This window comes from Natronosporangium hydrolyticum, from assembly GCF_016925615.1.
GTDB classification, from domain to species: Bacteria; Actinomycetota; Actinomycetes; order Mycobacteriales; family Micromonosporaceae; genus Natronosporangium; species Natronosporangium hydrolyticum.
Genome location: NZ_CP070499.1, coordinates 1,951,798 through 1,965,716 on the forward strand (window position 1 = coordinate 1,951,798; position 13,919 = coordinate 1,965,716).

Annotated in this window: 11 protein-coding genes; all 11 read left to right on the top strand. The window is 71.5% G+C overall.

Annotated features, from left to right (window positions below; translation table 11 throughout):
- Window positions 1-10: 10 nt before the first annotated feature.
- The 11 genes from JQS43_RS08715 to murG all read left to right on the top strand — a co-directional run bounded on the left by JQS43_RS08715 (window position 11) and on the right by murG (window position 13,804).
- Complete coding sequence (locus JQS43_RS08715) at window positions 11-1,390, top strand: acetyl-CoA carboxylase biotin carboxylase subunit (protein WP_239678553.1); 1,380 nt, start codon at window positions 11-13, stop codon at window positions 1,388-1,390.
- A gap of 287 nt (window positions 1,391-1,677) precedes the next feature.
- On the top strand, window positions 1,678-2,103 hold the full coding sequence (gene mraZ, locus JQS43_RS08720) for a division/cell wall cluster transcriptional repressor MraZ (RefSeq protein WP_239679368.1): 426 nt from the start codon (window positions 1,678-1,680) through the stop codon (window positions 2,101-2,103).
- Between the two features lie 166 nt (window positions 2,104-2,269).
- Window positions 2,270-3,289 carry a 16S rRNA (cytosine(1402)-N(4))-methyltransferase RsmH gene (gene rsmH / locus JQS43_RS08725; RefSeq protein ID WP_420847667.1) on the top strand — a complete coding sequence of 340 codons (1,020 nt, stop codon included), beginning with the start codon at window positions 2,270-2,272 and terminating at the stop codon, window positions 3,287-3,289.
- Window positions 3,286-3,651, top strand: a complete 366-nt coding sequence (gene ftsL / locus JQS43_RS08730; RefSeq protein WP_239678554.1) for a cell division protein FtsL — start codon at window positions 3,286-3,288, stop codon at window positions 3,649-3,651. The genes rsmH and ftsL overlap by 4 nt, the downstream gene beginning before the upstream one ends.
- On the top strand, window positions 3,648-5,831 hold the full coding sequence (locus tag JQS43_RS08735) for a peptidoglycan D,D-transpeptidase FtsI family protein (RefSeq protein WP_239678555.1): 2,184 nt from the start codon (window positions 3,648-3,650) through the stop codon (window positions 5,829-5,831). Before ftsL ends, JQS43_RS08735 begins: the two co-directional genes overlap by 4 nt.
- A gap of 38 nt (window positions 5,832-5,869) precedes the next feature.
- Window positions 5,870-7,420 (top strand): UDP-N-acetylmuramoyl-L-alanyl-D-glutamate--2,6-diaminopimelate ligase, encoded by a 1,551-nt coding sequence (locus tag JQS43_RS08740; protein WP_420847688.1) that lies wholly within the window; start codon window positions 5,870-5,872, stop codon window positions 7,418-7,420.
- Window positions 7,417-8,841, top strand: coding sequence for a UDP-N-acetylmuramoyl-tripeptide--D-alanyl-D-alanine ligase (locus JQS43_RS08745; protein WP_239678556.1), 1,425 nt, complete (start codon window positions 7,417-7,419; stop codon window positions 8,839-8,841). The genes JQS43_RS08740 and JQS43_RS08745 overlap by 4 nt, the downstream gene beginning before the upstream one ends.
- Window positions 8,838-9,935 (top strand): phospho-N-acetylmuramoyl-pentapeptide-transferase, encoded by a 1,098-nt coding sequence (gene mraY / locus JQS43_RS08750; RefSeq protein WP_239678557.1) that lies wholly within the window; start codon window positions 8,838-8,840, stop codon window positions 9,933-9,935. The genes JQS43_RS08745 and mraY overlap by 4 nt, the downstream gene beginning before the upstream one ends.
- Window positions 9,910-11,388, top strand: a complete 1,479-nt coding sequence (gene murD / locus JQS43_RS08755) for a UDP-N-acetylmuramoyl-L-alanine--D-glutamate ligase (RefSeq protein WP_239678558.1) — start codon at window positions 9,910-9,912, stop codon at window positions 11,386-11,388. Before mraY ends, murD begins: the two co-directional genes overlap by 26 nt.
- Window positions 11,385-12,698 carry a putative lipid II flippase FtsW gene (gene ftsW / locus JQS43_RS08760; protein WP_239678559.1) on the top strand — a complete coding sequence of 438 codons (1,314 nt, stop codon included), beginning with the start codon at window positions 11,385-11,387 and terminating at the stop codon, window positions 12,696-12,698. Before murD ends, ftsW begins: the two co-directional genes overlap by 4 nt.
- Window positions 12,695-13,804, top strand: a complete 1,110-nt coding sequence (gene murG / locus JQS43_RS08765) for an undecaprenyldiphospho-muramoylpentapeptide beta-N-acetylglucosaminyltransferase (protein ID WP_239678560.1) — start codon at window positions 12,695-12,697, stop codon at window positions 13,802-13,804. Before ftsW ends, murG begins: the two co-directional genes overlap by 4 nt.
- Window positions 13,805-13,919: the final 115 nt, after the last annotated feature.

The window sequence follows — 13,919 nt, forward strand, 5'->3', positions numbered from 1 at the left end:
GGAGCTATCGATGTTCTCCACCCTGCTGATCGCCAACCGGGGCGAGATCGCGCTCCGGATCGCCCGTACCTGCCGCGAGCTGGGGATCCGGACGGTGGCGGTGTACTCGAACGCCGACGCCGACACCGAGGTGCTCCGGGTGGCCGACGAGGCGATCCGGATCGGGCCGGCGGCGCCGCGCCGCAGCTACCTGGATATGTCCGCGATCCTCTCGGCGGCGTTGCAGTGTGGTGCGGAGGCGATCCACCCCGGCTACGGTTTCCTCTCGGAGGACCCGGACTTCGCCGAGGCGTGCCGCGCGCACGGCGTGGTGCTGGTGGGGCCGCCGCCGGAGGTGATGCAACGGCTGGGTGACAAGGCTAGTGCCCGAGCGGTGATGGCCGGGGCCGGACTGCCGGTGGTTCCGGGCAGCACCGGCACGGTGGAGACGCTGGCCGACGCCCGGGAGGTGGCGCGGCAGATCGGGTTCCCCTTGATGATCAAGGCGGCGGCGGGCGGCGGCGGGATGGGCATGACCGCGGTCTGCAACCCGGCCGACTTTCTCACCAGCTATCAGCAGGTGCGGGCGCACGCCCAGGCCTTGTTCGGCGATGGCCGGGTGTACCTGGAGCGGCTAGTGTCACCGGCTCGGCATGTGGAGGTGCAGGTCGTCTGCGACACCGTCGGCAACGCGGTGCATCTGGGGGAGCGGGAGTGTTCGGTGCAGCGCCGGCAGCAGAAGCTGCTGGAGGAGACCCCGGCGCCCGGGCTGCCGCGGGAGGTGGCTGCCCAGTTGGCCGAGGCGGCGGTACGCGGTGCCCGGGCGGTGGGGTATGTCGGCGCCGGCACCTTCGAGTTCCTGGTCGACCGGGACGGGCGGTTCTACTTCATGGAGGTCAACTGCCGGGTGCAGGTGGAGCATCCGGTGACCGAGATGGTGACCGGCATCGACATCGTCCGGGAACAGGTGGTGGTCGCCGCCGGATACCCGCTCTCGCTGCGGCAGGCGGAGATCGCACCGAGCGGGTCGGCGATCGAGTGCCGGATCAACACCGAGGACCCGGAGCGGGGATTCGTCCCGACGCCCGGGCAGATCGTCGACTTCCGGCCGCCAGGTGGCCCGTTCGTGCGGGTTGACACCCACGGGTACGCCGGCTTCCGAATTGTGCCGGATTACGACTCGCTGCTGGCGAAGGTGGTGGTCTGGGCACCGGACCGGCCGGGGGCGGTGGCCCGGATGGACCGGGCGCTGCGGGAGCTGCGAGTGGCCGGCCCGGGGGTCGCGACCACCGCCGGATTCCTGCGGCAGGTGCTCGCCGAGCCGGCGTTTCGGGCCGGCACCTACACCACGTCGCTGGTCGACGAGATGACCACCGCCCGGGCGGCCGGCTTCGCCGAGCAGGGCTTCTAGGGCGCGGCGGTCCTCCACTCTCCTCCACCAGGCCGCCGCCAGCCCCGGCGCAACGGGCTCCGGTGCTGGTCGTCGCGGTGAGGTCGTCCCGCGAACGGGTGTCCGGTAGCCGACCGCGGGCCTCGGCGCGTCGCCCGGGCCCGAGCCCGCTACCTGCGAAAACACCGGATAGGTCACGCGGTGTGGTGACCCGCGTGCAGGTAACTGGTTGTCTGTGGAGTGAAGTGGAGTAGAGTGGTGGGCGGTGGCGGTCCATGACTCGCCCGGTCGTAAGGGGGTGGGGTCCGTTGTTTCTCGGCACCCACCATCCGCGACTGGATGAGAAAGGCCGGCTGATTCTGCCGGCCAAGTTTCGCGACGAGCTGGCCGGTGGCGTGGTGATCACGAAGGGGCAAGAGCGGTGCCTGTACGTGTTCCCGGTCGCCGAGTTCGCCGCGATCGCGGCTCGGCTGCGCGAGCAGCCGATGACGCACAAGGCCGCCCGCGCCTACAGTCGAGTGTTCTTCGCGTCGGCACACGACGAGGTGCCGGACAAGCAGGGGCGGGTCATGGTCCCGAGTCACCTGCGGGAGTACGCCGGCCTCGGCCGCGAACTCGCCGTGATCGGGGCGAGCACGCATGTCGAGATCTGGGATCGGCAGGCGTGGGAGTCATACCTGACAGACAGTGAAGACGATTTTGCCAGTATCGAGCAGGGGGTGCTGCCCGTGTAAGGCGCCAGTCCGCACCGGACTGTCGAATCACACTCGCCGTACCGCGAGCTCTCCAGCCGCTTGCGACTGTCCTGACACCTCTTCCCCGGTGCCAGGGCCCGAGCGGATGGGGAGCTGGCGGTACGGCGGCTGCGACCAGGGGGCTGCAACAGGGGGTCGAACAGTTTTGGCTGAGCCGCGCGGTGCGCATGTACCGGTGCTGTGGGAACGGTGTGAACAGTTGCTCGCACCGGCGTTCCTGGCCGCTCTCGCAGCCGGCCGGCAACCGGTCTATGTGGACGCAACGCTTGGCCTGGGGGGGCACGCGGCGGCGCTGCTGTCGGCGCATCCGGAGCTGACCCTGGTCGGTATCGACCGGGACCCCGAGGCGCTGGCGGCTGCGTCGGCCCGGCTGACCGAGTTCGGTCCCCGGGTCGCCACGGCGCACGCGGTCTACGACCAGTTGGCCGAGGTGCTCGCCGCGCGGGGCCACCGCCGGGTCGACGGAGTCCTGTTCGATCTCGGCGTCTCCTCGTTGCAGTTGGACCTGGCCGACCGCGGTTTCGCCTACGCCCGACCGGCCCCGCTGGACATGCGGATGGACCCGGGGCAGGAGCTGACCGCCGAAATGGTGGTCAACACCTACTCTGCGGGCCAGTTGACCCGGGTGCTGCGGGACTTCGGCGAGGAGCGCTTCGCGGCCCGGATCGCGGGCCGGATCGTCCGGGAGCGGCAGCGGGCGCCGTTGACCTCGACCGAGCGGCTCGCCAACCTGGTGCAGGAGGCGATTCCGGCGCCGGCGAGGCGGACCGGCGGGCACCCGGCGAAGCGCACCTTCCAGGCGCTGCGGATCGAGGTCAACAGCGAGCTGGCAGCGTTGCGGGCGGCGCTGCCGCAGGCGATCGACGCGCTCGCGGTGGGCGGCCGAATTGTGATCCTCTCGTACCACTCGTTGGAGGACCGGATCGCCAAGCAGGAGCTGGCGCGCCGCGCCCGCAGCAGCGCGCCGCCGGACCTGCCGGTGGCGCCGCCCGGCACCGAACCAACTCTGCGGCTGCTCACCAGGGGAGCGGAGCTGCCGACGGCGGCCGAAGTGGCCGCCAATCGCCGAGCAGCCTCGGCGAAGCTTCGCGCGGCGGAGCGAATCGCGGCCGACGGTGGGGGATCGTCGGCCGGCCGGCACGACAAGGGGGGAACGACGAGATGACGGATACTGTGTCCGTTCGGGCAGAGGTGGCGCCACCACCGGTGGTGGCGGTGCCGCGGACCCCGTTCGTGGTGCTGGTGCTGTTAGCGGTGGCCGGTGGCGTGCTCGGCATCCTGCTACTCAACACCAAAATCAACGAGAACGCCTTCGTCCTGTACGAGCTGCGTCAGGAACAGGCCACCTTGGACCAGCGGGAGCAGCAGCTCGACCGGGAGATCGCGCAGTCCAGTTCGACGGCGCAGCTGGAGGCGGCGGCGCGGCAGATCGGGCTGGTGGATCTGCGGGACGACGTGGTGCACCTGCGGCTACCCGCCGCTCCGGCCCACGACGAGCCGGCGCAGCAGCTGGAGGCGCAGGGATGAGTAAGCGACGCAGCGACAGCCGGCTCGGGGAGGCCCGGGCGTACCATCCCCGCGGGCGGACCGTGCGCGACCAGCAGTCGGCTGGCCGGGCTGGCCGTACCGGCGATCCCTACCGCAGCGTGTTGCAGGTCTTCGCCGAGCCGGCGGAGGTCACCCGGCAGCGCGAGGAAGCCGGCGAGCGTAAGGGCAGCGCCAGTAACGACAGCGCAGGCAAGAGCGGTGGTCCGGCGAAGAGCAGCGGCCAGGCCAAGACCGGTGGTCCGGCCAAGAGCGCTGGCGCGGCCAAGCCCGGTGGTCCGGCGAAGCCGGCGCGGCGCGGCGGGTCACCGGTCCGCAGTAAGCCCGGTGGCAAGCCGGCTTCGCGCTCGAAGCCGGGCGCGGGTGGCAAGGGCAGCAAGCCCGCCCCGCGCCGAGGTGGCCAGCGTGGCCGGAGCGGGCCGCCGCGGCTGGCCAACTCCAAGCAGCGCCTGCGGCTGGCTACGGCGCTCGCCATGGTGATGTTCTCGCTGATCGGGCTCCGGCTGGTCGAGATGCAGTTGACCGACGGCCCGGCGTACGCCGCCAGCGGCCTGGAGAATCGGCTGCAGAAGGTGACTTTGCCCGCGTCGCGGGGGGCGATCTACGACCGGGAAGGCAACGTCCTGGCGATCAGCACCGAGGCGCGCTATGTCTTCGCCGATCCGTCGATGGTGGACGATCCTGAGTACACCGCCGAGGTGCTTCGTCCGCTGCTCGGCATCCCCGCCTCCGAGCTGGCGCAGCGGTTGACTCCGGAGCCGGGTGAGGACGGCACGGTCTCCCGGTTCGAGTGGCTTGCCCGCGGGATCGAGGTCGCCCGGGCGGAAGAGATCATGGCGCTGAACCTGCCCGGCATCGGTACCGGGCAGGACGAGCAGCGGATCGTCCCCGGCCACGACCTGGGCGCCAACCTGATCGGCTTCACCGGCACCGACCTGACCGGGCTCGAGGGGCTGGAGGCCGCCTACGACGAGGTGTTGCGGGGAGTAGATGGCGAACGGGAGTACGAGGGCGGGGCCGGGGTCAGCTCGGGTCGGCAGATTCCCGGTGGCTACCTGACCGAGACCCCGCCGAAGCCCGGCAGCGATCTGCGCCTCACCATCGACATGGATCTGCAGTATGAAGCGCAGCGGATCCTCGCCGACCAGCTGCGGGCGGTGGACGCCAGCTTCGGGGCGGCGGTGGTGCTCGACCCGCGCAGCGGCGAGGTGCTCGCCCAGGCGAGCTACCCGACCTACAACGCAGCCGACCCGCAGAGCGTGCCGCCCGAGGAGCGGGTAGATGCCGCCACCGCCACGGTCTTTGACCCGGGCTCCACGCACAAGCCGCTGGTCTTCGGCGCGGCCCTGGAAGAGGGCGTGATCGCGCCCGGCGACACCCTGGTGGTCGACCCGTCGACCACTCGGGGCGACCAGAGTTTCCAGGACACCTATCCACATGCCCACGGCACCGAGCTGACCCTGCCGGCGGTGATGGCCTTCTCCTCCAACGTCGGCACCATCCAGGTCGCCGACGACCTCGGCAGCGACCAGCTGTACGCGTACCAGCAGGCATTCGGGCTGGGGCAGCCGACCGGGGTGGGGATGCCGGGCGAGGCCGCTGGCGCGCTGTTGCCGCCGTCGGACTGGTACGGCTCGTCGTACGGATCGGTGCCGATCGGCCATAGCGTGGATGTGACCACGCTCCAGCTGGCCGCGGCGTACGGGGCGATCGCCAACGATGGGGTCTGGGTGCAGCCACGGCTGGTCCAGTCCGTGGTGGCGCCGGACGGTAGCGAAACAGTCACCGGTGATCCCGAGAGTCGCCGGGTGCTCAGCGACGACAACGCCGCGTACGTCCGGGAGTTGTTGGAGGCGGTGGTGACCGTGCCGAACGGCACCGGGGTGACCGCGGCGGTGCCCGACTACCGGGTCGGCGGCAAGACCGGTACCGGCAAGGTGGTCGAAGAGGGGGAGTACGCCGACGGCGATGTGGCGACCTTCGTCGGCATGGCGCCGATCGACCACCCGCGCTATGTGATCGCGGTGGTGGCGCACACCCCCAACGGCGGCGGTGGCGCGGTCGCCGCCCCCGCCTTCCAGGAAATGATGGGCTTCACGCTCAAGCATTACCGGGTGCCGCCGGCCGCCACCGAGCCGCCCACCTTCGAGCTGTACCCGTGAGCGGGGTCCGCGGCCGCACGGTAACGTCTAGCGCCGTGGTGTCAACGCTGCCCCGGCCACCACGGCTGCTGCCGTGTCCGCTGGCCGAACTCGCCGCCGTGGTCGGCCTTCCCGCAGAGCCGGTGCCGGTCACCGGCGGCCCCGCAGCGCCGGTGCCGGTCACCGGCGGACCTGCAGCGCCGGTGCTGGTTACCGGGGTAACCCACGCCAGCGACGCGGTGCAGCCGGGAGACCTGTACGCCGCCCTGCCGGGGCAACGCCGGCACGGTGCCGAGTTCGTGGCCGCCGCCGCAGCCGCGGGCGCCCGGGCCGTCCTCACCGACCGGGCTGGCGCCGACGCCGCTGCGACGGCAGGCTTACCGGCCCTGATCGTCCCGAATCCCCGGGCGGTGCTCGGGCTGGTCGCGGCCCGGGTCTACGGCGACCCGACCGCCCGGCTACCAGTCATCGGCATCACCGGCACCGCCGGCAAGACCACCACCGCGTACCTGGTCGAGGCCGGTCTGCGAGCCGCCGGCCGGACCCCGGCGTTACTCGGCACCGTGGAGACCCGGTTGGATGACCTGGTCGTCGACAGCGTCCGCACCACCCCGGAGGCGACCGATCTGCACGCCCTGTTCGCGCTGGCGGAGCAACGGGGGGTGGACGCGGTGGCGATGGAGGTCTCCAGCCACGCGCTGGAGCTCGACCGGGTCGGCGGGGTGCGGTTCGCCGTCGGCGGGTGGACCAACTTCGGCCTGGACCACCTCGACTTCCACCCGGACGTGGCGGCCTACTTCGCGGCGAAGGCGAAGCTGTTCGACGGCCGGTGCGAGGTCGAGGTGCTCAACGCCGACGACCCCGCGCTCAATTCGCTGATGAAACCACAGACGGTTACCTACTCCGCCGCCGGCGACCCGGCCGCAAGCTGGTACGCCAGCAAGATCACCGGCGCGGTCGAGCAGAGCTTCCTGGCGCACGGGCCGGCTGGGGCGGTCACCGCCGGGGTACGCCTGCCGGGCCGCCACAACGTCGCCAACGCACTGCTGGCGATGGCCGCGCTGACGTCGCTCGGGATCGACCCGGCGGTGGCGGCGGACGGGATCGCCGGCTGCCCCGGCGTGCCCGGCCGGCTGGAGCGGGTGGGCGACGGCCCGGTGCTCGGAGTGGTCGACTACGCCCACAAACCTGACGCCATCGTGGCGGCGCTCGCCGCACTGCGTCCGGTCGCCGCCGCCCGCCGGGGCCGGCTCATCTGTGTGATCGGCGCCGGCGGGGACCGCGACCCCGGCAAGCGGTCGCTGATGGGGCAGGCGGCGGCACGCGGCGCGGACCTGGTGGTCATCACTGACGACAATCCGCGTACCGAGGACCCGGCGGCGATCCGGGCAGCGGTGATCGAGGGGGCCCGAACGGTGGCGGGCGCCGCCGTGGTGGAGGTGGCGGGGCGCCGCCGGGCCCTCTACGAGGCGGTGGGCCGGTCCGCCCCCGGCGACGTGGTGGCGGTGCTCGGCAAGGGCCACGAACGCGGTCAGGAGATCGACGGCGAGATCCGGCCGTTTGACGACCGGGAACTGTTGGCCCAGGCGCTCACGGAGGCGGCGACGTGATCGGGTTGACGATGGCGGAGGTGGCCGCGGCCACCGGCGGCACGCTCACCGGTGTGGCCCCGGAGGTCCGGGTGACCGGCTCGGTCGAGCACGATTCGCGACGGGTCGGACCGGGCGGGCTGTTCGTAGCGCTGGTCGGCGAACGAGTCGACGGGCACGATTTCGTCCCGGCCGCGCTGGCCAGCGGCGCCGTCGCGGTGCTGGGCACCCGGCCGCTCGACGGGGCGCCGATGGTGCTGGTTGACGACCCGTTGGCGGCGTTGGCGGCGCTGGCCCGGGCGGTCTGCGACCGGCTCACCCCGGACCTGCGGGTGATCGGGGTGACCGGCTCCTCCGGCAAGACCACCACCAAGGATCTACTCGCCCAGCTCACCACCGCGCTCGGCGCCACGGTGGCGCCGGCCGGCTCGCTGAACAACGAGCTCGGACACCCGTACACGGTGTTGCGGGCCGACCCCGACACCCGCTTCCTGGTGTTGGAGAAGGCCGCCCGCGGTCTGGGGCACATCGCCTACCTGTGCCGGGTGGCGCCACCCCAGATCGGGGTGGTTCTCAACGTCGGCGTCGCGCATCTCGGCGAATTCGGCAGCGTCGAGGCGATCGCGCAGGCCAAGGGCGAACTGGTGGAGGCGCTGCCGGCCGACGGGCTAGCGGTGCTCAACGCCGACGATCCGGCGGTCGCGGCGATGGCCGCCCGGACCGCCGCCCGGGTGGTGCTCGTCGGGGAGTCGGCCGCCGCCGAGGTTCGGGCCGCCGACGTCACGCTCGACGACCGGGGTCGGCCGGGCTACACCTTGGTCACTCCGGAGGGGAGCGCGCCGGTGCGGCTGCAGGTGACCGGAGCCCATCAGGTCGGCAACACTCTGGCGGTGGCCGCGGTCGGCCGGGAACTGGGCCTGCCGGTGACCGAATTGGCGGCGGCACTGGGGACGCTGCGGGTCACCTCGGCGCGCCGGATGGATGTCTTCGACCGCCCCGACGGGATCACCGTCATCGACGATTCGTACAACGCTAACCCAGCCTCGACCGAGGCGGCGCTGCGGGCACTGGTAAGCCTCGGCAGCGGCCGGCGTACCGTGGCGGTGCTCGGCTACCTGGCCGAGTTGGGTGAGCACGAGCGTTCCGGGCACGAGCAGGTCGGCGCCCTCGCCGCCGAACTCGGTGTGGACGCGCTGGTGGTGGTCGGTGACGAAGCGGCGCCGATCCATGCCGGCGCCGACCTCGCCCGGGCGCGGCGAGTGTGGGGAGGAGAGTCAGTGTTGGTGTCCGATCAGGACGCGGCGGTGGCCTGGCTGCGGGACCATCTGGACCCCGGTGACGTGGTGCTGGTCAAGGGCTCCCGGTACCGGACCTGGGAGGTTGCCGACTGGCTGCGGCCGGCGGCGGCCCCGGTCGCGGGAGCGGAGGTGGCGCGCGGATGAGAGCCGTTGTCGTCGCTATCGCGGTCGCCTTCCTGGTGTCACTGTTGTGCACCCCGTGGGCGATCCGAGCCTTTTCGCGGCTGCGGGCCGGGCAGCCGGTCCGCAGTGATGGTCCACAGAGTCACCTGCCCAAGCAGGGCACCCCGACCATGGGCGGGGTGGTCTTCATCGTCGCCACGCTGATCGCCTACGTGGCGGGTCACCTGACGCTGACCACCCTGCCCTCGGCACAGATCGCGCAGGTCGGGCCGACCATGACCGCGTTGGTGATTCTGGGGCTGTTCGTCTTCTGTGGCGCGATCGGCTTCATCGACGACTACCTCAAGGTGCGCAAGCGCAACAGTCTCGGGCTCTCCGAACGCAGCAAGCTCATCGGTCAGCTGTTGGTCGGCGCGGTCTTCGGCGTGGTGGCGTTGACCTTCGAGAGCACCAACGGCGAGACCGTCGGCAGCGAGACCCTCTCGTTCGTGCGGGACATCGACTGGCTGAACATCACCCAGGTCGGGGCGGTGGTCGTCTTCATCCTGGTGGTGATGGCCACGACCAACGCGGTGAACCTCACCGACGGGTTGGACGGGCTGGCCACCGGCACCTCGGTGATGGTGCTCGGCGCGTACGGCCTGATCGCGTTCTGGCAATACCGCCACTGGTGCGCCGACCCCAGCTACAACCTGGACTACTGCTATGCGGTCCGGGACCCGCTGGAGGTGGCGCTGCTCGCCGGGGCGGTCGTCGGCGCGCTGGTCGGGTTCCTGTGGTGGAACGCCTCGCCAGCGAAGATCTTCATGGGCGACACCGGGTCGATGGCGATCGGCGGCATGGTGGCCGCCATGGCGGTAGCCACCCGCACCGTGATGCTGCTGCCGCTGCTGGGCGGGCTGTTCGTCATCATCACCATGTCGCTGATCATTCAACGGGTCTCCTACAAGACCACCGGCAAACGAGTCTTCCGGATGTCGCCGCTGCACCACCACTTCGAGCTCGCCGGTTGGAGCGAGGTGAACGTGGTCATCCGGTTCTGGATCATCGCCGGGATCGCGGCCGCGGCGGGGCTGGGGATTTTCTACGGTGACTTCCTCGCCGCCACCGGGTGAGGCGGGCATGGCCGGGGAGGGGATGATGGCCCGCGACTGGCAGCGGCCCGATGTTGGGGCCCGCGACTGGCAGCGGCCCGATGTTGGGGCCCGCGACTGGCAGCGGCCGGTGGTGGTGGCCGGCGCGGGGGTAGCCGGTGCCGCCGCCGCCCGGAGTCTGCTGCGACGGGGGGCCACCGTCACCGTGATCGACCAGCGGGCGTCGGCGGCGACCGATGCGCTGGCGGCCGAGGGCGCGAGGGTGGTGGTCGCGCCGGAGCCGCCGACCGGGCTCTTCGACGGGGTCACCGATCTGGTCGTCTCGCCCGGGTTCCCGCCCCACCATCCGCTGGTGGCGGCGGCCTACGCCGCCGGGGTGGCGGTTTACAGCGAACCAGAGCTGGCGTGGCGGCTGCGCTCGCCGGAGAGCCCGGCCTGGTTGGCGGTGACCGGCACCAACGGCAAGACCACCACGGTCACCATGCTGGCGGCGATGCTGCGGGCGGCCGGTCTGCGCGCCGCCGCCGTGGGCAACATCGGCGCCCCACTGGTCGACCTCACCGGCCATGAGGTGTTGGCAGTGGAGCTGTCCAGCCAGCAGCTGCACTGGTCGCAGACGTTGGCGCCGCAGATCGGGGCTTGGCTCAATCTCGCCGATGACCATCTTGAGTGGCACGGCGGCCGGGCCGCCTACGCCGAGGCGAAGTCCGCGATCTGGCGGTCGGCCGGCAACGGTGGAGTCGCGGTGGGCAATCTGGACGATCCGGCGGTGGCGGAGCGGCTGCCGGCTGGTGGGGTCGGATTCACCCTGCGGCCACCGGCCGCGGGCCAGCTCGGTGTCGCCGACGGGGCCCTGGTCGACCGCGCCTTCGGCGGCGGCGAACTGATCCGGGCCGACGCGGTCCGGCCGGCCGGGGCGCACAACCTCGCCAATGCGCTGGCCGCTGCGGCGGTGGCGCTCGGCTACGGGGTGCCCGCCACGGCGGTTGCCGCGGGGCTCGCCGGGTACCAGCCGGAACCGCACCGCAACGCCGAGGTCGCGACGCTGGCACAGGTCCGTTACGTGGATGACAGTAAGGCCACTAATCCGCACGCCGCGCTCGCGTCGTTGCTGTCCTATCCGCGGGTGGTGTGGGTCGCGGGCGGTCAGCTGAAGGGTGTGGCGGTCGACGAGTTGGTCGCACGGGTGGCCGACCGGTTGGCCGGCGCGGTGCTGCTGGGGGTCGATCGGGCGGAGCTGGCGGCGGCGTTGGCGCGACACGCGCCCGGGGTGCCGGTGCGTGAGGTCGCCAGCACCGATGATGGAGCCATGGCAGAGGTGGTACGGGCGGCTGCCGGGCTGGCCCGGCCCGGCGACACGGTGCTGTTGGCGCCGGCGGCCGCCTCGCGGGACATGTACGTCGACTATGCCGCCCGGGGCGCGGCGTTCGTCGCTGCGGTGACCGGGCTCGACCCGGCCGGTGGTGCCCGATGAGAGCCCTGCTCGGCCGCCCCGCGGCGGTGCTGCGGGGATTACTGGACCGGCCCCTTACCTCGTACCATCTGCTGCTGGCCAGCACCGGGCTGTTGCTGGTGATCGGCCTGACCATGGTCTTCTCGGCGACCAGTGTGTATGCCTTCGCCACTGACGGTAACGCCTTCGCCGCCATCGCCGAGCAGGCCACCTACGCGGTGTTCGGGCTCGGGGCGTTCTGGGTCTGCCAGCGGCTCCCGGCCCGTACCTTCCGGGCGCTGGGCCTGCCGCTGTTGTTGGTGGCGTTCACCCTGCAGGGGCTGCTCGACCTGCTCTCCGTCGCCTCCCGGGTCGGGCTGATCGGGACGCCGCAGCTCGGTCCGATCGGGGCGAACGTGCGATGGCTGGAGATCGGCGCGTTGTCGGTGCAGCCGTCTGAGTTGGCGAAGTTCGCCCTCGTGGTGTGGGTGGCGGATGTGTTGGCCCGCAAGGGGTCGGCGGTCGGGTGGTGGCGTGAACTGGCCCGGCCGCTGTTCCCAGTGGTGGGTTTGATGCTCGCGCTCGTGGGATACCAGGACCTCGGCACCATGTTGTGTCTGGTGGTGCTGTTCGTGGGCATGCTGTGGGCGGCCGGGGTGCGGCTGCAGGTGTTCGCGGTGATGGCGGTGATCGGCCTGGCCGGCGTTGCGTTCTTGGTTTTTCTCCAGCGCAGCTACCGGATGGAGCGGCTGACCGCGTTCCTGAATCCAGACTGCGACGTGCTGGACGAGTGTTATCAGGCGATGCAGGGCCGCAGCGCGCTCGGCGACGGCGGCTGGTTCGGGGTGGGGCTCGGCAACGCCAGCCACAGCTGGGGCTGGCTGCCGGAGGGGCACAACGACTTCATCTTCGCGGTGATCGGCGAAGAACTCGGCGTAGTGGGCTGCCTGGTTGTGTTGGGGCTGTTCGCCGTCTTCGCCTACACCGCGCTGCGGATTGCCCGGCGGGTGCCGGACCGGTTCCGGCGGTTGGCCGCCGCCGGGGTGGCTGCCTGGATCGTCGGACAGACCGTGATCAATATCGGTGGGGTGGTCGGGCTGTTGCCGATCACCGGATTGCCGTTGCCGTTCATCTCCGCTGGCGGCAGCGCGCTGATCGTCACGATGGCGGCGGTGGGGATGCTGCTGTCGTTCGCCCGGGTCGAGCCGGCCGCCGCCCGTGCCCTACACGCCCGACCGCCGGCGAAATGGGTCCAGCTACTCTGGGCGCCGTTGCCGCCGCTGCCGCGGGACCCAGCGGCCGCCGCGTCCGATCCCAGCAATCGAGGGACTCCCCGTCAGGAGGTACGTTGAGCAGGGTAATCAGCTCCGTGGTGCTCGCCGGTGGCGGCACCGGTGGGCACGTCTTCCCGCTGCTGGCCTTCGCAGACTGTCTGCGGAGGCACAACCCGGAGATCCGGATCACCTGCCTGGGCACGCCCAGAGGTCTGGAGAACGAGTTGATCCCCCCGCGCGGCTACGATCTGCGACACGTGCCTGCCTACCAGTTGCCGCGGTCGGTGAGTCTTGACCTGATGCGTACGCCGGACCGGATGTGGCGGTCGGCGAAGGCGGCCGGCGAGATCCTGGACGAGGTCGAGGCGCAGGTGGTGGTGGGCTTCGGCGGCTACGTGGCGGTCCCCGCCTACCTCGCCGCCTGGCGCCGGGAGATGCCTTCGGTGATCCACGAGGTGAACGTGCCGCCCGGCGTCGCGAACCGGTTGGCGATGAAGCTGACCCCGCATGTCGCGGTCGGCTTCCCGCACCAGCTGAACCAGGTCAAATCGCTGCGTAACGCCCGGTTGGTCGGGGTGCCGCTGCGGCGCAGCATCACCGGGCTCGATCGGGCCGCCCGGCGGGCGGAGGCCCGGGCCAGGTTGGGGCTGCGCCCGGACGCTCCGGTGCTCTTCGTCTTCGGTGCCTCCCAGGGCGCCCGGTCGATCAACCTGGCGATGGCCGGTGCGGCGAAGGCGGTCACCGCCGCCGGGGTGCAGGTGCTACACGTGATCGGCGCTCGCAATGAGGATGTTGAGATCCCGGCGGGGCTGCCGATGCCGTACGTGAGCGTCAAGTTCCTGGATGAGATGGAGCTGGGGTATGCGGCCGCGGATCTCGTGCTCTCCCGCGGCGGGGCGATGACCTGTGCCGAGCTGGCGGCGGTGGGGCTGCCAGCGGTCTATGTGCCGTACCCGCACAGCAATCAGGAGCAGCGCCGTAACGCGCTGCCGGTGGTGGAGGCCGGCGGCGGGTTGCTCGTCGACGACGACCAGCTCACTCCGGACTGGATCGAGAAGCACGTCTTGCCGTTGTTGGGCGATCCGGCCCGGCTCGCCGCGATGGGCGTTGCCGCGGCCGCCTACGGTCGCCGTGACGGTGACGAGGCGCTGCGAGAGTTCGTCCTCGAAGTGGTGCCAGGGTGAGCGCGAGGACCGCAGCGAGCGGAGCGAGTGAGGACCGCAGTCGTGAACAGTGGTCTGCGGTGAGCGCGAGGACCGCAGCGAGCGGAGCGAGTGAGGACCGCAGTCGTGAACTTGG

Excerpts from the sequence above, each read along its gene's own strand:
- JQS43_RS08715 (WP_239678553.1), top strand. The coding sequence starts at position 11 with ATGTTCTCCACCCTGCTGATCGCCAACCGGGGCGAGATCGCGCTCCGG.
- ftsL (WP_239678554.1), top strand. The coding sequence starts at position 3,286 with ATGACGGATACTGTGTCCGTTCGGGCAGAGGTGGCGCCACCACCGGTG.
- JQS43_RS08735 (WP_239678555.1), top strand. The coding sequence starts at position 3,648 with ATGAGTAAGCGACGCAGCGACAGCCGGCTCGGGGAGGCCCGGGCGTAC.
- mraY (WP_239678557.1), top strand. The coding sequence starts at position 8,838 with ATGAGAGCCGTTGTCGTCGCTATCGCGGTCGCCTTCCTGGTGTCACTG.
- ftsW (WP_239678559.1), top strand. The coding sequence starts at position 11,385 with ATGAGAGCCCTGCTCGGCCGCCCCGCGGCGGTGCTGCGGGGATTACTG.